Raw genomic sequence first — 19,442 nt, forward strand, 5'->3', positions numbered from 1 at the left:
CTTGCCCGGCGCGCGTGGCGCCGCGCCGGCGTTGGCCGCCGGCACCGACGCCGGGGACTGGCTGGCCTATGGCCATACCTGGGCCGGCACCAAGTGGTCGCCGCTCGCGCAGTTGACCCCGGCCAATGTCAGCGGACTCAAGCAGGTCTGGCGGATGGACACCGGCGACAGCCGCCGCCCGGGGGACCCGGAAGAAATCACTTATGAACTCACCCCGATCAAGGTCGGCGATACGCTCTATGCCTGCACCCCGCACAATATCGTGCTGGCGCTCGACGCCGAAACCGGGGCAGTGCGCTGGCGCTATGATCCGCACATGCAGGTGCCCAGCCATGTTCAGCACCTGACCTGCCGGGGCGTATCGTATCACGATGCCAACTGGCCCGGCGCCACGCGCAGCGCCGATGGATCGTGCCCGCAGCGGATCATCATGGCCACGGCCGATGCCCGCCTGATCGCGCTCGACGCGCATACCGGGCGGCTGTGCCCCGGCTTTGGCAAGGGTGGCGCCGTCAACCTTGCCGTCACCGGCCCCGGCCTCAAGCCGGGCTGGTTCCAGTTCACCTCGGCCCCGCTGGTAACGCGCGGCCTCGTCGTGGTGGGCGGGGCGATCTATGACAACGCGTCGATCCATATGCCCTCGGGCGCGATCCAGGCTTTTGACATCGCCACCGGCAAGCCGGTGTGGGCGTTCGATCCCGGCCGGCCGGAAGACACCGCTCCCCTCGGGCCGAACCATCCCCCCGTGCCCTCCACCCCCAACAGCTGGAGCACGGCGGCGGCCGATGAAGACCTTGGCCTCATCTACCTGCCGATGGGCATGGGCGCGATCGACCAGTGGGGCGGCAACCGCCCGCCCAATACCGAGCGCTTTGCCACCTCGATTCTGGCGCTCGACATCAAGACCGGCAAGGCGCGCTGGGTGTTCCAGACCGTGCACCACGATCTGTGGGACATGGACGTACCGGCCCAGCCCGCGCTGGTTGACCTGACCATTCCCGGCAAGGGCCGCGTGCCCGCGCTGGTGCAATCGACCAAGACCGGCAACATCTTCGTGCTCGATCGCCGCACCGGCTTGCCCGTCCAGCCGGTACACGAAATGCGCGTGCCCGGCGGCGCAGCGCCAGGCGATTTCACCTCGCCCACCCAGCCGATTTCGGCAATCTCGCTGATGCCGCCGCGCATTCGCGAGGCAGACATGTGGGGCGCCACGCTGTTTGACCAGATGGCCTGCCGCATCGCCTTTCGCCGCTATCGCCACGAAGGGCCGTTCACCCCGCCCTCGACCCGCGGCACATTGGTGTTTCCCGGCAATTTCGGGGTGATGGACTGGGGCGGCCTCGCCATCGATCCGGTGCGCCAGGTGGCTTTTGCCCATCCCAACTACATGGCCTTTGTCGATCGCCTGATCCCGCAGCGGCCGGGCGCAGGCAATGGCAAGGACGGGCCGGCGGGTGCATCCGATCGCGGCGGTTCGGCCGAACATGGCTTCAATCCCAACGCCGGCGCGCCGTTCGCCGTGTCGATGGGGCCATTCCTCTCGCGCCTTGGCCTGCCGTGCCAATCGCCGCCGTGGGGCTATGTCGCCGGGATCGATCTTGTCACCGGCAAGGTGGCGTGGCGCCATGCCAACGGCACGATCCGTGATGAAACGCCGCTGCCCATTCCGCTCAAGCTGGGCGTGCCCTCGCTCGGCGGGCCGATGATGACCGGCGGCGGGCTCTCGTTCATGGCCGCCTCGCTCGACTATTACCTGCGCGCCTATGACACCACCACCGGCCGCGTGCTGTGGCGCGCACGGCTGCCCGCTGGGGCCCAGGCCACGCCGATGACCTATCGCTCTCCGGCCAGCGGGCGGCAGTTCGTGGTGGTGGTGGCCGGCGGCCACGGTTCGCTGGGCACACGGCTGGGCGATTCCATCATTGCCTATGCCCTGCCCAAATCCTGATCTCGCCTGAAAGGGCAGCTTGCCGGGCGGGGCGGTAATGGTGCTTTGCTCGGCCATGTCGATCACTGCCCTGCCCCGCCCGCTCGTTGTCCTTGGCCTTGCCGGCATTGCGCCGCAGGCGTTCTGCCTGCTGATGGTGCTCCATGGTGGCGAGGATCGCTGGACCGCGCTGGCCGCCGCCTGCTGCTATGCCGCGCTGATCCTGTCGTTTCTGGGAGGATTGTGGTGGATGGCCGGCATGCTGGCCGGGGTGAAGGAAGCCTGGTTCCACGTCTTGGCCGTGGTGCCCAGCCTGATCGGCTGGGCCATGCTGCTGCCCTGGTGCGTCGGCGCCCCTTGGCCACGGCCGGAACTGATGACGCTTGGCCTGCTGATCCTGGCCAGCCCGCTGGCAGACCGCGCGCTGGCGCGGCACGTGCAGTGGCCGGCAGGATGGCAGAGGCTGCGGTTGATGATGGCAACCGGGCTGGGGCTGCTGACAATGGCGATCGGGCTGTTGGCCTGACCGCATCCCGGATCGCGGCGCTGTTCAGGCCGGCTCTTCGTCCACGCGGTCTGTGGGATAGGCGCCCAGCGTTCCCAGCAGCACCGCAGCGGCAACAAAGCAGGCGATGCCGCCGAAAATTGCGCCGTCATAACTTTTCGTCAGGTCGAACGACCAGCCCGCCAGCGGCGCGCCCAGGGCTGCGCCCAGCGAAAAGCAGGACATGAGCAGGCCATAGATCGCGCCATAGGCCCGCATCCCGAAATAGCGGCTCGTCAGGTAGGCAACCAGATCGGTCTCGGCACCGGCGGCAAACCCCAGCAGCAGGATCGCCAAGGCCGTCATCGGCAGCGAAGGCCCTGCCAGGAACAGCAGCGCCAAGGCAGCGGCGGGCATCAGCAGGACGCAGCGCGCCACCAGGGTGCCCGGCAGCAGATCGAGCAGCAGGCCAATCACCACGCGCCCGACGATGACCGAAATCCCAAGCGATCCTGCCATCTTGGCGGCAAGGCCAGGGGTAAGACCGTGGTCAGCCAGGAACGGCACGAGATGAACGGTCGCGCCCGACTGGGCCACGATCAGAAGGAACACGCCGATGGCAATCTGCCAGAACTGGCGCGAGCGCAGTGCCTGCTGGCGCGTCAGGCCAGAACGGGGGTGCGGCACGGCGTCGCTGCGCCCTGACGGGCCTTCGCGCAGGCCGGCCGCGACCACTGGCATGACCACCAGCACGACCACGCCCGCCATCGCCAGATAGCCGCCGCGCGGCCCCCAGGTGGCGATGATCGCGGCCAGCAGCGGCGGCGCCGTCAGCGCGACAAGCCCAGTGCCCAGCAGCGTGAGGCCCAATGCCAGCCCGCGCCCGCGATCGAACAGTAGTGCGATCGGGCGCGTCCACGTGATCGGCGTTGTGCCAACCCCCAGAAATGCCAACGCGATCCAGGCCGCATAGAAAGCCGGCAGCGAGCCGAGCGCAGCGGCCAGCAAGGCAAAGCCGACGGCAAGGCCTGCCAGCGACACGAGCGCGATGCGGCGCACGCCGAGCCGGTCGATCGCCGTTCCCAGAAACGGCGAGAGCAGGATTGCGCCCAGGCTGAGGCAGGTCATGCCCAGCCCGATCTGGCCGCGCGACCAGCCGTAGGCGGCGGAGAGCGGCGCAATGAACAGGCCGAAACTGTAGAACGGCAGCCCGGTGGTACCCACGCCCACGCCAAGCGCGGCAGCCAGCACGCTGCTCCACCCGCGGCGAAATTCCGACAGAGCCGATGGCGTTGCCGTCACCTGCGGTTTTGCTGCAACGCGCTGATCCATGTACCGCCTGCTCCTGTGCCGTTTGCCAGCTGATCCTAGGAAAATGTTGCCGCAACGCAACATCACCTACGCGCGGCTGATCGCCAGTCGGAGAGTCTTGCGCAAGCATCGGGCCTTCGCGCCGCTGATAGGGCCTATTCATCGGTGAAACGCTGCCAAGGCGTCACAACGAGAAAGACGAGGACAACATGAGGACTGCACTCTCCTTCAAGGGCCTCCTGCTGACAGGGGCCGGGCTTGCCATCCTGACGGCGAGCCCTTCGGCCTATGCCCAGAACGCCAGCGCCGCGCAGGACGAAGCCGCGAGCGACGGCCTGCAGGTGATCACCGTGACCGCGCAGCGCCGCAGCGAGAACCTGCAGGCCACCCCGGTCGCCGTCACCGCCTTTACCGGCGATTCCCTCAAGACCATGCAGGTCAGCTCGGTCCTCGACATGGCCCAGCATGTGCCCAACGTCTCGTTCACGTCGGCCTTGGCCAGTTCATCGAGCGTGGCGGCCTTCATCCGTGGCGCGGGCCAGGCCAACGCCGGCTTCGCCTTCACGGATTCGGCGGTCGGCTTCTATGTCGACGATGTCTATCACGCGCGCCTTTCCGGCACGAACCTGCTGTTCAACGACATCGACCGGATCGAGGTTCTGCGCGGACCGCAGGGCACGCTCTATGGCCGCAACAACCTGACCGGCGCGGTCAAGGTCGTGCGCAAGCAGGCCGACGGCACCACGTTCGGCTCGGCCGAGGGCAGCTATGGCAGCCGCGACTACAACGACCAGAAGGCTACCTTCTCCACCGCGATCGCCCCCGACAAGCTGGCCGTGATTGTCTCGGGCTTCCACCAGTACAAGGGCGACTACTATGATGCGCCCGCGATCGGCGGGAAGCGCGGCAAGGACGAACAATATGGCGCGCGTGTTGGCCTGGCCTGGATCGGCGACGGTCCGTTCAGCGCGAAGGCCAATGTATCCTACACCCATGAAAAGGGCGACGGCGCCGCGCAGATCAACTTCACCGAAGGGCTCAAGGAAACCGGCGGCGCCTTTGGCACCTATATCAGCCCGATCCCGTCTTCCAGTTTCAACGAGCAGATCAATGCCGACCTGACGCTGGGCTATGACTTTGACAATGGCCTCAAACTCAAGGCGATCACCGGCTACATCCGCGGCGACGATCGCTTCCGCTTCGACGTCTATGGCGGGCAGGTCGATGCCACCACCGGCGCCTACACCGCGGGCTTTGACCGCCGCAGCGACATGATCAACCACCAGTTCAGCCAGGAACTGCAGCTCTCGGGCGATGTCGGCGGGAACGTCCAGTTCATTCTCGGTGGCTATTACTTCCACGAGACCATCCGCCAGGTCTTCAACGACACCGTGCTGGGCTACCAGGTCCTGCCCGACACGATTCACCAGGTCACCAACAGCTATGCCGGCTTTGGCCAGGCGACCTGGCGCTTTGCCCCGCGGTTCTCGCTGACCTTGGGCGGCCGCTACACCCGCGAAACCAAGGACATCGACGCCACGCTGTCCAACGGCCTGTTCCTCCCCAGCCAGACGCTGACCGCCGTTGGCGGGCACCTGTCGTTCACGAACTTCAGCCCGAAGGGCGAGATCGATTTCCAGGCAACCCGGGACATCTTCATTTACGCCAGCATCTCGCGCGGCTTCCAGAGCGGCGGCTTCAACGCCTCGGTCGTTGCCAACCCGACGCTGTTCAACACGCCCTATGGCGCCGAGACGGTGACCGCTTATGAGGCGGGGATGAAGAGCGAATTCTTCGACCATCACCTGCGTGTCAACGCGGACTGGTTCGTCAATCGCTTTGGCGAAATTCAGACCAACACCTACATCGGCACTTCGGTGGTAACGCAGAACGCAGGCACGGCGCTGGTCCATGGCCCCGAACTGGAAGTGACGGCCGAGCCGGTCCACGGCCTCACGCTGTTCGGCAACGGATCGCTGACGCTGGACAAGTACCTCAAGCTCAACGCCAATACCGCCGCCGCGCGCGCCAACGCCGATGCCCTGCCGCGTGTGTCGAAGTGGCAATACAACATCGGCTTCAACGCGCGCCATAGCCTGGGCGGCGAGGGTATGGGGACGCTGCACGCGTCGAGCAGCCTGGCCTATCGCAGTTCCTACAACGTGGACCCGGGCCTTGTCGCGATTTCGCAGATGCCGGCACAGACGCTGCTCAATGCCGCAGTCGGCTGGACCTCGGACAACGGCAAGCTGGACGTGACGCTGTCGGCCGACAACCTCACCAACAATCGCTTCTACGTCACCGGCTCCAACTATGGCATCAACCGCAAGTCGCGCCTGCAAAACGAGCCGCGCCTGGTCAAGATCGCGGTATCCTACAAGCTCTAGTTCGCACCTTATCGACCATGCCCTTCCGTCTGTGCCCACGCGGACGGAAGGGCGTGACGCTGGGCGTCTGGTCTCAGATACCCTGGCCGCCATCGAGCGGGATCACTGCCCCGTTGACCATCGCTGCAGCGGGTGAACACAGGTACGCGGCCAGCGCCGCCACCTCTTCACGGGTAACCAGCCGCCCGGCCGGTACGCGCGCTTCCAGGCGGGCCATCAGCGCCGCCGCGCCTTCCGCGCCCAGGGCATTGCCACGCAACATCGGGGTGTCGACCGGGCCGGGGGCAATGGCGTTGATCCGCTGCCCCTTGGCGCCCGCCTCGGTAGCGAGCCCGCGGACCAGGGTCTCGACGCCTGCCTTCGCCACTGAATAGGCCAGCGAGAGTGGCGTCGGTCGGCTGGCCAGGGTGGAGCTGAACAGCGCGACCGAGCCGTGGCGCGACAGCAGCGGAAACAGGAACCGGCAGGCCAGGTAGGCGCTGTGCAGATTGGCGGCGAGATGGTCGTGCCACAGATCGGGCGACAGTTCGGCAAAGGGCAGGTTCGGACGATACCACCCAGCGGCGTGAACCACCGCATCGATCTGCCCGTGGCGCGCCGCAAGCGTTGCGGCCAGCCCCTCCCACGCGCGGGGATCACGCACGTCGCAAAGGTGGGCGCGCATGTCTTCTGCCCCGCCCGGGCGGATCTGGTCGGCGCGCTCGACAGTATAGCCATCGGCGCTGAAGCGCTCGACGATCGCGCTACCCAGCCCCCCGGCAGCGCCGGTCACCAGGGCCACGCGCGCGGCGCCAGGCGCGCTCATACCGCTGCGGCCCCGGAGACGAGCGAGCGCAGGAACTGCGCGGCTTCGTCCTCGCTGACCACGTCGGCGTACTTGGCGTTCATGTCGAACAGGTTGGCCTCGTGCGGGTCGGGATGCCGATCGCCACAGGCCTCTGCCACCACGGCGGTGCGAAAACCGTGCGACATGGCATCGACGCAACTGGCCCGCACGCAGCCCGATGTCGTCAGCCCGGTGAGGATCACGGAATCGATGCCTGCCGCCGTTAGCGTGGATGCGAGCGAGGTGGCGAAGAAGGCGCTGGGATACTGTTTCGAGACCACCAGTTCGTCGGCGCAGGGGATCAGCCCGGGACCGAACGCGGCAGTGGGGCTGCCCTTGAGGAAATTGCGCAAGGGCACTGCCTTTTCAAAGAAGCGCCCGCCGTCCAAGCCACCGGCCTGATAGACCACGTTGGTCAAAACCACCGGAACGCCCGCCGCGCGGGCGAGCGCACGCAGGCGCAGCGCGGATTCCAGCGCGGCTTCCACGGGCGCGTACAGCAGGTTGCCCGGCTCGAAATAGGCCTGGCAGAAATCGATCAGGATCAGCGCCGGACGGTGGCCAAATCCCACGCGATTGTCATAGGCTTTCCGATAGTTGGCCATCAGATCATCATTGTCGCGCATCGGCGTGCCTTTCCTTCGTGCATGCAGGCCATTGCAAAGCCTTGGCGATTCACCTTCAAGCTAGCATCCGGCCGGGGTGCGCCCGGTTTCCCGCCCGGCCTATCCGACTGGTGGTCATCGCGGGCGACCCGATCGACACCACGGCCACAAAGGTAGGTATTCGTCCCGTTGCACCCCATTGGGGTTCGGTCCCGGTTTCAGCAGAGAGTTGCACCATGGAATACGATTACGTCCCGCTGCCGCAGCGCAAGCCCCTGATCTGGCCGAACGGGGCCCGCGTCGCGCTGATCCTGACTTTCAACCTGGAAACGTGGGACCTTACCAAGGACACCGACAAGCCCTACTACGCCGGTGGCCCGTCGATCCTGCCCGACACCCTGCCCGGCAATACGCCCGACTTCCCCAACTATACCTGGCGCGAATATGGCCAGCGCGTGGGCATCTGGCGGCTGATCGAGCTGTTCGACGAAATGGGCGTCAAGGCCAGCTGCACCACCAATGCCGTCACGTTCGAACGCCGCAAAGCGATGACCGATGCGGTGCTCGAACGCGGGTGGGAGCTGCTGACGCACAACTGGGAACAGGGCGAGTTGCTCACCAGCTTTGCGCAAGCACCCGAGAAAGAACGCGAAATCGTGCTGCGCAGCCTGGCGCAGTTCGAAAACTATGTCGGGCGCAAGTCGAAGGGCTGGCTCTCCTCGTCGCTGCGCGGCACGATGCAGACTGCCGATATCCTCGCCGAATATGGCTGCACCTTTTACTGCGACATCATGAACGACGATCAGCCGTTCCTGCTGCGCACCCCGCACGGCCCGATCGTTTCGGTACCCTATTCCAACGAGATCAACGACTTTACGTTCATCACCCGCAAGAACTACACCACCGACCAGTTCCGCGATGCACTGATCGAGGAACTGGACGTGCTCTATGCCGAGGGTGCCAAAACCGGGCGGATCATGAACGTGGGCCTGCACCCCCACGTATCGGGCCGTGCGCACCGCGTGCGCGCGCTGCGGGAGTTCATCGCGCACGCCAAGTCATTGCCCGGCGTGTGGTGGGCCACCCGCGAGGAAATCGCCGAATGGTATCTCGCCAATCATGAAAGCCACATTCCTGGTCAGTTGACGCGCGGCGCCTGAGGCTGGGCGAGCGACAAAAAAGGGGGCGGCATTCACGATGCCGCCCCCTTTTTTCATCAGGCTCACGCCTGGTCAGGCGTGACCCATGACCTCGTTGCTGAGCGCGTGGCTGATCGCGTCGGCGGTCGCCTTCATGTCGGCCAGATAGAGGTTGATCCCCTCGGACAGCTTCATCGCCGCCACGAAGAATGCCAGCGTCATCGCCCCTTCGAAGCGGCCGTTGCGGAAGATCGGCACGGCGATCGACGACGTCTTTCCCGGTGTCAGGTTATGATAGTTGCGCCCCTGCACGGCATAGCCATCTGCCCGGATGCGTTCGACATCGAGGCCGACTTCCGCCGTTGCCAGGTAATTGAGGTCGATGTCCTGCGACACACGCATGAAGCGCAGGATCATCTCGCGCTCCTCGTCCGGCGCAAAGGCCATCGAGACCTTGCCAGACGCGCTGTCGAGGATCGGCAGGGTAAAGCCGGGATAATAGTGCTCGAACGTGAGCGACGAGTTGGAATGCGTGGAATCGCGCAGCATCATCTCGCGCCCCACCCGCACGGCGATCGACACGGGCCAACCGAACCGGCGCGTCAACTCGACAATGTGCGGCCGCGCGGCACGAACCAGCGCATCGTCCTGCTGGTATCCGGTGGCCAGCGTCTGCACCAGCATCGTCGCACGGTAGCGCTTGCGCGCCGGCTCCTGCTCGATCAGCCCTTCATACAGCAGCGTCTGCACGATCCGGCAGGCGGTGGCGTATGGCACCTCCGACGCCTTGGCGATCTCCATCATGTTGAGCGAACCTGCCCGGTTGATCGCGCGCAGCGCCGCGATCGAGCGGGTGATGGACCGAATCGGAACGCCTTTTTCCATGTGACCAATTTCCCCACGTCTTTGACCCGGATCAAAGAGTGACGAGAAAATGACGTTTCACCGATTTTATCAAGGTTTTATCCGACAGGCGGATAAATCAGCCTCACGCCACGCCCAGATAGGGCCGTCCTGCACGGCGCCTAGACGGATGGCCGCGCCCATCGGCGTTCGAATTCGCGCACCTCGTCCATCCCGATCAATGCGGAAAATTCCCTGAAATCAAACAGTCCCTCAGGGTCTCCGGCGCCGGTGTCCTTGAGCGCGCGCAGCACGGTCTCCATCGCCTGCGCCGCAGCCAGACTGGTCAGCGAGGGGTAGATCGCAAAGGCGAAGCCGAGCTTTGCCAGCAGCGTCGGCTCCAGCATCGGGCTGGCCCCGCCGTTTGCCATGTTGACCATGCAGGGCAGCGGCAGTTCGGCGCAGACCCTTGCCATTTCCTCTTCATCGAACAGCGCTTCGGGAAAGAGCACGTCGGCCCCGGCCTCGGCATAGGCGCGCAGCCGCCGCAGCACCCCTTGCTCGCCTTCGGACTGGCGGGCGTCGGTGCGGGCAATCACCACGAAATCGCGGCTGTGCCGTGCCGCACAGGCAACCTTGATGCGCTCGACCATATCCTCCACCGGCACGATCCGCTTGTCGGGCATATGCCCGCATTTCTTGGGAAACTCCTGATCCTCAAGCTGGATCGCAGTGACCCCGGCAGCCTCGTAGCCGCGCACCGTGTGATGCACGTTGATAAGGCCGCCATAGCCGGTATCACCATCGGCAATGACAGCCGCGGTGCTGGTGCGCACAAGGGTCTCCATCCGGTCGCGCATCTGCGTATAGGTCGCGATGCCGGCGTCGGGCAGGCCAAAAGCCGAGGCAGTCAGCCAGTAGCCGGTGCCGTAGACAAACTCGAAACCGACCTTTCGCGCGATCACGGCAGCGATCATGTCCTGCACGCCGGGCACCATGAAGAAGCGGCCCTCGGCCAGGCGCGCACGCAAAAGAGGGTCCGCCATCGAACTTGCCTGCCTTTTCCATCGACCCCGAACTGTAGGGCCCGTTGCCAACGGCGTTCGCATGCGCGGCTGCGCGCGCCGCCGCTTGCCCCAAAAATCGCCGACAGGCGGTGAGCCAGCCGCCCGGGCCAGGCCTCTCCAGCGCTGCCAAGTGGTTGGAAAAAAACGCGTGCTGATCGCCTAACCGGCAGGTGGATAGAGTGCCCGCGTCCTGCTCCTGGCACCGTGGTCGCGTTCATAACCGCCGGGTGTTCACCGGCTCCTGCGATGGGTCGGTGCTGATCGGAGAATGCGGAAATGACAGGGCATAATCGCTGCCAGGTGGCCATCGCCGGTGCCGGACCCGTCGGCACGGTCATGGCGACTCTGCTGGCGCAGGAAGGTATCTCGGTAATCGTGCTCGAGACGGGCGCCGACTGCGCGCAAGACTTGCGCGCATCCACCTTTCATCCCCCGACGCTCGAGATGCTCGACCGCATCGGCATCACCCGAATGCTGCTCGATCGTGGCTTGAAAGCACCGGTGTTCCACTGGCGCGACCGCGCCAGCGGCGAAGTGATCGCGTTCGACCTTTCCGAGATCGCCGACGTCACGCGCTATCCCTTCCGTATCCAGTGCGAACAGTATCATCTCTCGCGCGCACTGGCGGAAGGTCTTGCCCAGCTGCCGCACGCCGACATCCGCTTCAACAGCCGCCTTTTGACATTCCGCCAGGACGAGGCCGGGGTCGACCTGTGGGTAGAAACCATGACCGGCGTCGAGACGATCCGCGCCGATTACCTGATCGGCGCCGACGGGGCGAATTCGATCGTGCGCAAGTGGCTGGGCATCGAATTCGATGGCTTCACCTATCCCGAGCGCTTCCTGACATTGTCCACCGAGGTGGAGCTGGCAGACTACCTGCCCAACCTCGCCTACGTGAACTACGTCAGCGACCCCGCCGAGTGGCTGGTGCTGCTGCGTGTGCCCTCGCTGTGGCGGGTGCTGGTGCCGGTCAACGGCGATGTGGACGAGACGACGCTGCGCTCGGACGCCAACAAGAACGCCATTTTTGACCGCATCACCGGCGACGGCGCGAGCGTGGAAACCCGACACCGCACACTGTACCGGGTGCACCAGCGCGTCGCCAAGTCGTTCCGCGAAGGCCGCGTGATGCTGATCGGCGACAGCGCCCACCTCAACAACCCGCTCGGCGGCTTCGGCATGAATTCGGGCATCCACGATGCGTTCAACCTGTTCGACAAGCTGGCGCCGGCGATCACCGGCAACACCAGTGCCGAGGCAGGCCTGGCGCTGTTCGACCGCCAGCGCCGCACGGTGACGCACACGTTCACCCAGACGCAGACCCGCCAGAACATGGAATTCATCCGCGGCAACCAGGACAATGCGCATGAAGCCCGTCGCCGCGCCATGCTCGATATCCTGGCCGATGACGACAAGCGCCGCGCCTACATGCTGCGCCAGGCCATGTTCGAAAGCCTCGACCTCGCCGCGCAGATCGCGTGACGGCGTGGTGACTACAGGAGACCTGCCAAAATGACCGACGTACTGGGCTGGCGCGCACTGTTCGGCGTGGTCGCGCCCTCGACCAACACCGTCGTCCAACCCGATATGGAGCGGATGCGCCCCGATGGCGTGACCAACCACGTCTCGCGCATCTGGGTGGAAGACCCCTACGCCCTCACCAACGAGGACTTCATCGCCGGCACCACTGCGATCGCGCAAAACACCCTCGATGCGGTGCGATCGGTAATGACCTGCAAGCCCGACTACCTCGTGCTCGGCATGTCGGCCGTCACCTTCTACGGCGGCGTCGATGGCGCACGGGCATGGAAGGCGCAGGTTCAGGAGGTGGCGGGCGTGGGCGCGTCCACCGGCGCGGAATCGGTTGCCGCCGCGCTCCATGCCTATGGCGCAAAATCGGTGAGCTTCGTCTCGCCCTATTATCCTGTCGCCAATGCCGAAGTCCGCCGGTTTCTCGAGGAAAGCGGCTTTGCGGTGAAGCGTGATGTCCCGCTGCAATGCCGCCGCTGGACCGATATCGCCAAAGTCACGCCCGATCGGCTCGACGCTGTCATCGACCATCTCGATGGCGACGACGTGGATGCCATCGTGCAGGTGGGCACCAACCTGTCGATGGTCGACATCGCCGCGCGACACGAGGCACGGTTGGGCAAGCCGGTAATCGCGATCAACACTGCGACCTATTGGCACGCGCTCCGCAGCTTTGGGATCAAGGACCGCATTTCCGGCCTGGGGCGGCTGCTGGCGGAATTTTAGGCCGGCACAATGTCGATCCGCGCCGGCATGCGGTAAGGCTGGCGCATGGTCGACTGGGTGATCCACTCCACCGGCCCGGCCAGTTCGATCCGCACGTCAGGGGCGAACAGCCGGGCGAGCATGCGATGAACCATCAACCGGGCGATATTGCGGCCCGGGCACAGGTGGATGCCGCCGCCAAAGGTGGCGTCATAGCGCCGCATCCGCTCCAGCCTATATGTGCCGGGGTCTTCAAAAATATCGGGATCGCGATTGCCTGCCGCCCACAGCATGGCAATCGCGGTTCCGGCCGGCACCAGCACGTCGTCGAACACGAAGTCTTCCAGCGCATAGCGGTGTGTCACGATGACCGGGGACGACATCCGCAGGCCCTCATCGATCGCGGCGCCAACCCGCTGCGGGTCTGCCCGCACCTCTGCCGCCGCAGCGGGATGGCGGAGTAGCTGATATGTGGCGTTGGCGGCAGCGAGCGCGGCGGTATGGAACCCGTCGATCAGATTGGCGGCCAGCGACAGCGCCACGCTTTCCGGCTTGCCTTCAATCGTGATCGCGTCGAACTCCGCCGCCATGGTGGCGAGCAGCGGATTGTTGCCTTCGGCCAATGTCCGTTCGATCGCCGTGGCCATCAGCGACAGATAGGCGCCGATGGCCGCGTTGGCCTCAACCGTCTCGGCAGCGGTGCGCACGAGGAAAAAGAACGGCGTCATCGCGCGCACCTGCTCGACGACCTGGCGCTGCTCCGATGGCGTAAGGCCGATCAGCGCGCCCCAGAATCCCGCGGTTACCTGTTCGGTGAAGTCGAACCCGAAATCGATCTCGCCCGCCCCGGCAACCTCGGCCAGGACCTTGTCCACCACGCCGCGCACCAGCTCGTCGAACGCGGCCACCTGCTTCATGCCGAATGGCTTGGCCAGCAATTGGCGGGTCGGGCCGTGGAGCGGCGGATTGGCGGTGAACACCTGATTGAAGAGGATGCGGCCAAAGTTCGACACATCGGGCTGGTCGTGCTCGGCCCGATCGTCCCCCGCCTCTTCCATCGCCCGCTCGGCAAGCGCCCGAAGCGGCATGTTGCCCACCGCCGGAAGCGCGGCGATCTTGCGCAGATCTTCGCCACGAAACACGACGATGCGCTTGCTACCCGCCTTGAACAGCCGTTCGGCAGTTCCGAACAGCGCGGCGAAATCCTCGGAAAAACCCGCGTCGAAAGGATGGGGCAGGTCCGCAAGGTCGCTGATCGACCGGCGCGAGACGTCGCCCTGCAATGGTTGCGCTGACATGGAACACTGTCCCGGACAAGCAAGCCCCGGGGCGATGGGCGCGCCGGAACCGAACGTGGAAGGATGGTTGGATGATCCGCGCCCGCCCCGGCCCGCCAGGGTCGAAGCAGGGGCGCTGGAAGGCGCTCAGCCGCGCTCGCCGGTAAACGAGAACGCGCCGAACGGGCCGGCCGAAACGCTGCCGTTCAGGCTGGTTTCGGCCACGGTGCCATCGAACGTGAGCGAGAGCGGCATCGGATTGGTGATGTCGATCTTCCAACGCGCCTTATCGCCGGTGATCTTGCCGTCCTGGATGGGGTGTGGCGCGCCATCTGCATCGGTGGCGGTGCCGGTCAGGCTATCCCCCGAAACCGTGAAGGTGGTCACACTTTTCATCGGCCCCATCGGCGAGTTGACGATGATGTTCCATGTTCCGGCAACAGACATAGATATTCCTTCCCTGGCTCGCCGCGCGGTGGACGCCTGCCCTCCGGCAAGCGGTGTGCCTGTTGCCGCACGCTACCGCAAAATTTCATATAGTAAATACTATTCTTTGTTGGTGCGGCAGATTTCGCCCATGGCGACGCGCGCCAGGCGTTCCGCATCGAGAATCCAGATCACGCGATAGCCCAGCCGCACCATGCCGGCCTGCTCCAGCGTGCCCAGAATGGCATTGGCAGTCTGCCGTCCCATGCCGCAGGTGCCGGCAAGTTCGTCCTGGGTCATCGCCACCGGGGCATCGTCACCCGCGCTTGATGCGAGCAGCACCTTGGCCACCCTGGCGGCGCGCGGCAGGCTGAGGAGATCCTGAATGTGGCTGATCGCCTGGCGCTGATGCGTGCAGGCCAGCCGGCCGATATGCCGCCACAATTCGGGTTGCTGTGCGGCAATCTCCGCAATCGCGGCAAGCGGTATCCGGGCAACCTGGCAAGCCCCTTGCGCGATCGCGTCCTGCTGGCGGGGCGCGGCATCGATGGTCGAGACTTCGCCGAACCACATGCCCTCGGCGGCGAGCAGTAGCAGGCAGCCGACGCCGCCCGGGCTCCACGCGATCAGGCGAACGCGGCCCTGCAGCATGGCGTACAGCCCGTCGGGCGCATCGCCCTGGCGATAGACCGCCTCGCCATCCTTGACCCGGCGCACCTGCGCGGCGGCGGCCAGCTGCGCCTGGATCGGATCGGCCAGGCTCGCAAACCATTCGCTCTTGCCCTGCATGGCCGCAAGGAACTGCGCTTCCTTTGTCATTCGATCATCCTCGGGCCACAAGGAATGTCGGCCAATCGACAAAGCGGCCAGCCGGTCTGTGGCATCCTTGCGGCAATAACCACTGGAGAGACGCATGACCCTGAACGCCACGCAAGCCCCTGATTCCGTGGAAGCGGCGGAACGCCAGATTCGGATCGACCTGGCCGCGGCCTATCGGCTCGTCGCCCATTTCGGCTGGGACGACCTGATCTTCACCCATCTGTCCGCGCGCATCCCCGGCCCAGAGCATCATTTCCTGATCAACCCATACGACCTGATGTTCGAGGAAGTCACCGCGTCCAGCCTCGTGAAGATCGATGTCGATGGCAATCCGGTGAGCCCGACGCCGCACCCGGTCAATCCCGCCGGCTTCACGATCCATTCGGCGATCCACATGGCGCGCGAGGACGCGGCCGCGGTGATGCATCTTCACACCCCGCATGGCCAGGCTGTTTCGGCCATGGAGGGCGGGCTGCTGCCCCACAACCAGACCGCGATGATCGCCGGCAGCGGCCTGGCCTATCATGAATATGAAGGGCTGGCGGTGGATCTGGCGGAGCGGGAACGCCTGGTGGCTGATCTGGGAGACGCCAACCTGATGATCCTGCGCAACCATGGCACACTGGTGGTCGGCAAGAGCGTCGCTGCCTGCTTCCTGCGTCTCTATTTCCTTGAGCGCGCCTGCGAGGCGCAGGTCCTGATGCTGTCGGCCGGTCGCGATGCGCTGCATGCTCCGCCACCCGAAACGCTGTCCAAGGTCGCGCTGCAATCATCGCCTGCCGGCATGGGCCTGGTGGCAGAGCGGCTGGCATGGCCGGCGCTGCTGCGCAAGCTCGACCGTATCGATCCCAGCTACCGCGACTGACGGAAGAGCTGGTGCGCGGGCCAGGCCGCGCACCAGCTCTTGGTCATGATCAGGCGGTCGCGGCGTCTGCGGATGCCGACTGCTTGATCAGCGAGCGCGTCGTCGTTACGGCCTGGAACGCGGCCATGCCCATCAGATTGACGTCGGTGGCCACGGTCACGATCTGGAAGCCTTTCGCCGCCATTTCCGCGGCATAGGCGGCCGTTCCGTTCTGGATGCCAGCGACAAGATTGCGCGCACGCACGGCCGCGATCACGCGATCGTAGATGGCCAGGATTTCCGGCTCCTGACGATCGAGCACGGGCGCGAGCCCCATCGCCAGGCCAAGGTCGCTCGGCCCCACATAGGCGCCACTGATGCCCGGCACATCGAGGATCGCCTCCAGATTCTCCACCGCCTCGACCGTCTCGATCTGTGGCAGAACCAGGACATTGGCATTGGCGATCCCCTGATAGGGCGACGCCGCCCCATAGAAACCGGCGCGAACCGGCCCGTTGGAGCGGGCACCCTGCGGCGCATAGAGGCAGGCATCCACCAGCGCTCGCGCCTGCTCGGCATTGTTGACCATCGGGCAGATGATGCCCCATGCGCCCGCGTCCAGGATCTTGCCGATGATGCCCGGCTCGTTCCACGGCACGCGCGCCAGCGGCACCGGGCCGCGGCCATGCAGGGCCTGCAGGCTCTCTACTGCCGAACGATAGTCATGCAGCCCGTGCTGCAGATCGATCGTCAGGCTATCCCAGCCGGTCTGCGCCATGATCTCGGCAACATAGCTGTCAGGTGCCAGCAGCCACCCGTTGACGCAGACTTCGCCGCGCTTGAGGCGTTCGATAAGCGGGTTTGCCATAATTCCTCTCCAGTTTTTTGTGTGCTCAGAAATAGGTCCGGATCGATCCGACGACGTCGAACGCGCCATCGATCACGTGCAGCACCCGCCACTTGTCGAAAGTGAGGCACGGATGAGAGATGCCGAAGCCGATCATGTCGCCCACCCGCAGCGGGGAATCGCGCGGGATATCGAGAAACCCGTGCTGGTCGTTGAGTGCGATGACCTGATGGTCTGGCGTGAGCGCCTGCGGCGCCGACATGTCTGCGCTGGGGCGATGCCAAAGTTCCGGCTTGGGCATCTCGTCAAAGCCGACATCGCGCTTGCCCATGGTGACGATCGCGCGGCCGGGCTCTGGCATGGATTGCACATAGGCCCAGACGCGCAAGGCCGGGCTTGGCGCATCCTCGGCCAGCAGTTCGGGCGCCCGCATGTTCAGCAGGGAGAACAGGAACGTGTACAGGCCCGAGTCGTGCGTGATGTAGCAGCCGCTGCGCAGCAGCGTGGTAGTGCGGCGCTGCAACCGGGCGGCGTTGAACGCGGTAACGACCAGATCGAAAAAGCCCGATCCCCCCGCGCTCAGCAGCACATCGTCCGAGGCGAACAGCCCTTCCCGGTCACACGCCTGTGCAAGCACCACAACCTGGCCCAGGAAGGCGTTCACGGCGTCGAGCGTGGATTCCAGGTCCGCCTTGCGGATAATACCTTCAAAGCCTTCGACCCCGGCAAGTTCGAGGTACGGCGAGGCCGCCACCGCCCGCGCGACGGCAAGGCCCTGCTCCACCGTTCGGCATCCGGTGCGCCCGCCATCAAAGCCCATTTCGATCAGCACCGGCAGCGCACGACGACCGCCTTTCCCGGCTGCGACGGCGGCGAGCTGTGTGACCAGATCGAGCGAATCGACCAGCGAATAGATGGCAAGCTCAGGGTCCCGCTCAAGCTGATCCAGCACATAGGCGATGCCGCTGCGCCCGATCAGCTGGTTCGCCACAAAGATGCGCCGATGCCCGGCCGCCACGGCAACGGCGATCTGGTGGGGTGTCGATACCGTAATCCCCCACGCGCCATCGCGCATCTGCAGGTCGAACAGCGCCGGGGCGAGCGTGGTCTTGCCGTGCGGGGCCAGCGCCACGCCGTGCTCGGCCGCAAAGCTCCGCATCCAGCGGCTGTTGCGCTCCAGGCTGTCTCCGTCCAGCACCGCGACCGGCAGGGGAAGGTCTTCCCGCAAGAGATTCCAGCGCTTGCCCGCCACGTCTGCCAGCGGGATCGGTCCGCCGCCCCCCGGCACCCCCTTGTCCCAGGGCATGAGCGTGCCCGACAGATCACCATCGAAGCGCAGCGGTTTCTGCTCTGCGCCGCTCATGGATGCACCGCGACAACGGCCTCGATTTCGACCGTGATGTTCCCCGGCAGCGAGCCCACGCCCACCGCCGATCGCGCGTGGCGGCCAGCCTCCTCGCCGAACACCGCGCACATCAGGTCCGAGCAGCCGTCGATCACACGCGAATGCAGCACGAAGTCCGGCGTCGCATTGACCATGCCGAACAGGCGCACCACGCGCCGGACGCGATCGAGCGAGCCGAGTTCCTGACGTATGACGGCAAGCAGCGAAAGGCCCACCAGCCGGGCATGCTCGCGCGCTTCGTCCGCAGAAACGTCGGCACCGACCTTGCCAAAGCGGTAGCCGGCCGCATCGCGCGGGCCTTGCCCGGAAAGATAGAGCAAGCCGCCATCGAGCAGGGCAGGCGCAAAGTTGGCGATGGAGGGGATCGCCGGCGGCAGCACGAGGCCGAGTTCCTCCAGGCGGGCTTCGGGTGAAAGCGATTGGGTCATGCGGCGCTGCCTTCCAAGAATTTGCGCCCGAAGGCGCCCAGGTCAGCCTCCCCGTTGGGGAAGGCAATAAGCTCAACCGCGCGCCCATCGGGATCGCGGACCGAGAAATAGCGGACGCCGAACATCTCGTCGGGCTGGTCCGCCACGCCGATGCGCACATCGGCCAGCGCCGCGAACGCGGCATCGATATCGTCCACGGTGAGCGCAGGCGTGATGGTATCGGTGCCAGCCTTGGCCTCGCGCTGCTCCAGTTCCAGCAGCAGTTGCCCGATCATACCCTTTGCGTTCGGCACCGCCTCGGCCCTGCCGTCGTGGATCACCGCCATGCCCAGGCGATCGCGATAAAAGGCCGTGGTCACCGCCACGTCGGCCACGACGAGCGCGAGATGCGACAATCCCCTGATCCGAAAATGCCCGCCGCCGGCGGCTGTTGCCGCGGGTGCTTCTGGCTCCGCCATGCCCATCTTCCTTCTCCTGTCCGCACCGGACGAACCATCATATCCGCAGACCATTCAATCTGTATAGCTTTCACTATATTTTTTATCTGTCAATCCGCGCGTGGACGCCCT

At 65.5% G+C, this 19,442-nt stretch carries 19 protein-coding genes; 7 read left to right on the forward strand and 12 right to left on the reverse strand.

Annotation, left to right across the window (positions count from 1 at the left end):
* Positions 1-1,948, forward strand: a 1,948-nt coding sequence (locus tag H926_RS0118890; protein ID WP_022677683.1) for a membrane-bound PQQ-dependent dehydrogenase, glucose/quinate/shikimate family, incomplete at its 5' end; no start/stop codon positions are given.
* Positions 1,949-2,003: 55 nt separating this feature from the next.
* Positions 2,004-2,453, forward strand: coding sequence for a DUF3429 domain-containing protein (locus tag H926_RS0118895; protein ID WP_028658232.1), 450 nt, complete (start codon positions 2,004-2,006; stop codon positions 2,451-2,453).
* A 24-nt stretch (positions 2,454-2,477) separates the two neighbouring features.
* Here H926_RS0118895 and H926_RS0118900 read toward each other — a convergent pair whose 3' ends face one another.
* Positions 2,478-3,743, reverse strand: a complete 1,266-nt coding sequence (locus tag H926_RS0118900) for an MFS transporter (RefSeq protein ID WP_022677685.1) — start codon at positions 3,741-3,743, stop codon at positions 2,478-2,480.
* 188 nt (positions 3,744-3,931) lie between these two features.
* Between H926_RS0118900 and H926_RS0118905 the strand changes: the two genes are divergently transcribed.
* Positions 3,932-6,109 carry a TonB-dependent receptor gene (locus tag H926_RS0118905; protein WP_022677686.1) on the forward strand — a complete coding sequence of 726 codons (2,178 nt, stop codon included), beginning with the start codon at positions 3,932-3,934 and terminating at the stop codon, positions 6,107-6,109.
* Between the two features lie 73 nt (positions 6,110-6,182).
* Here H926_RS0118905 and H926_RS0118910 read toward each other — a convergent pair whose 3' ends face one another.
* Together H926_RS0118910 and H926_RS0118915 are read right to left on the reverse strand one after the other, a co-directional pair.
* The gene (locus H926_RS0118910) at positions 6,183-6,914 is read right to left on the reverse strand and encodes an SDR family NAD(P)-dependent oxidoreductase (protein ID WP_022677687.1); all 732 of its coding nucleotides are present in this window, start codon (positions 6,912-6,914) and stop codon (positions 6,183-6,185) included.
* Entirely contained in the window at positions 6,911-7,561 is a 651-nt protein-coding gene (locus H926_RS0118915; RefSeq protein WP_022677688.1) for an isochorismatase family protein, read from the reverse strand. Before H926_RS0118915 ends, H926_RS0118910 begins: the two co-directional genes overlap by 4 nt.
* A gap of 215 nt (positions 7,562-7,776) precedes the next feature.
* Here H926_RS0118915 and H926_RS0118920 point away from each other — a divergent pair, with 215 nt between their 5' ends.
* A complete protein-coding gene (locus tag H926_RS0118920) occupies positions 7,777-8,700 on the forward strand; it encodes a polysaccharide deacetylase (protein ID WP_022677689.1) in 924 nt (307 codons plus the stop codon).
* A 72-nt stretch (positions 8,701-8,772) separates the two neighbouring features.
* Here the strand turns inward: H926_RS0118920 and H926_RS0118925 are convergent, their stop codons facing one another.
* On the reverse strand, positions 8,773-9,564 hold the full coding sequence (locus H926_RS0118925) for a helix-turn-helix domain-containing protein (RefSeq protein ID WP_022677690.1): 792 nt from the start codon (positions 9,562-9,564) through the stop codon (positions 8,773-8,775).
* 140 nt (positions 9,565-9,704) lie between these two features.
* Entirely contained in the window at positions 9,705-10,568 is an 864-nt protein-coding gene (locus tag H926_RS0118930) for an oxaloacetate decarboxylase (protein WP_028658234.1), read from the reverse strand.
* Positions 10,569-10,865: 297 nt separating this feature from the next.
* Here H926_RS0118930 and H926_RS0118935 point away from each other — a divergent pair, with 297 nt between their 5' ends.
* Positions 10,866-12,074, forward strand: coding sequence for an NAD(P)/FAD-dependent oxidoreductase (locus H926_RS0118935; protein WP_022677692.1), 1,209 nt, complete (start codon positions 10,866-10,868; stop codon positions 12,072-12,074).
* A gap of 30 nt (positions 12,075-12,104) precedes the next feature.
* Positions 12,105-12,848 (forward strand): arylmalonate decarboxylase, encoded by a 744-nt coding sequence (locus H926_RS0118940; RefSeq protein WP_022677693.1) that lies wholly within the window; start codon positions 12,105-12,107, stop codon positions 12,846-12,848.
* Here H926_RS0118940 and H926_RS0118945 read toward each other — a convergent pair.
* The 3 genes from H926_RS0118945 to H926_RS31070 form a co-directional block, all read right to left on the reverse strand.
* Positions 12,845-14,125: a cytochrome P450 gene (locus H926_RS0118945; RefSeq protein WP_028658235.1), complete on the reverse strand. Its 1,281-nt coding sequence runs from the start codon at positions 14,123-14,125 to the stop codon at positions 12,845-12,847. The genes H926_RS0118940 and H926_RS0118945 overlap by 4 nt on opposite strands.
* A 126-nt stretch (positions 14,126-14,251) precedes the next feature.
* Positions 14,252-14,551, reverse strand: a complete 300-nt coding sequence (locus H926_RS0118950) for a hypothetical protein (RefSeq protein WP_022677695.1) — start codon at positions 14,549-14,551, stop codon at positions 14,252-14,254.
* A 99-nt stretch (positions 14,552-14,650) separates the two neighbouring features.
* Complete coding sequence (locus H926_RS31070) at positions 14,651-15,349, reverse strand: Crp/Fnr family transcriptional regulator (protein ID WP_022677696.1); 699 nt, start codon at positions 15,347-15,349, stop codon at positions 14,651-14,653.
* A gap of 94 nt (positions 15,350-15,443) precedes the next feature.
* Between H926_RS31070 and H926_RS0118960 the strand changes: the two genes are divergently transcribed.
* Positions 15,444-16,214, forward strand: a complete 771-nt coding sequence (locus tag H926_RS0118960) for a class II aldolase/adducin family protein (RefSeq protein ID WP_022677697.1) — start codon at positions 15,444-15,446, stop codon at positions 16,212-16,214.
* A gap of 49 nt (positions 16,215-16,263) precedes the next feature.
* On the opposite strand, the gene H926_RS0118965 is transcribed toward H926_RS0118960, so the two are convergent.
* Genes H926_RS0118965 through H926_RS0118980 form a run of 4 tightly spaced genes read right to left on the reverse strand, consistent with a single transcriptional unit; the run spans position 16,264 to position 19,331 of the window.
* Complete coding sequence (locus H926_RS0118965) at positions 16,264-17,061, reverse strand: HpcH/HpaI aldolase/citrate lyase family protein (RefSeq protein ID WP_022677698.1); 798 nt, start codon at positions 17,059-17,061, stop codon at positions 16,264-16,266.
* Positions 17,062-17,086: 25 nt separating this feature from the next.
* On the reverse strand, positions 17,087-18,403 hold the full coding sequence (locus tag H926_RS0118970; RefSeq protein WP_022677699.1) for an amino acid deaminase: 1,317 nt from the start codon (positions 18,401-18,403) through the stop codon (positions 17,087-17,089).
* Positions 18,400-18,873 carry a RidA family protein gene (locus tag H926_RS0118975; protein WP_022677700.1) on the reverse strand — a complete coding sequence of 158 codons (474 nt, stop codon included), beginning with the start codon at positions 18,871-18,873 and terminating at the stop codon, positions 18,400-18,402. Before H926_RS0118975 ends, H926_RS0118970 begins: the two co-directional genes overlap by 4 nt.
* On the reverse strand, positions 18,870-19,331 hold the full coding sequence (locus H926_RS0118980) for a VOC family protein (RefSeq protein WP_158442020.1): 462 nt from the start codon (positions 19,329-19,331) through the stop codon (positions 18,870-18,872). Before H926_RS0118980 ends, H926_RS0118975 begins: the two co-directional genes overlap by 4 nt.
* Positions 19,332-19,442: the final 111 nt, after the last annotated feature.

Source organism: Novosphingobium sp. B-7 (genome assembly GCF_000410615.1).
Classification (GTDB): domain Bacteria; phylum Pseudomonadota; class Alphaproteobacteria; order Sphingomonadales; family Sphingomonadaceae; genus Novosphingobium; species Novosphingobium capsulatum.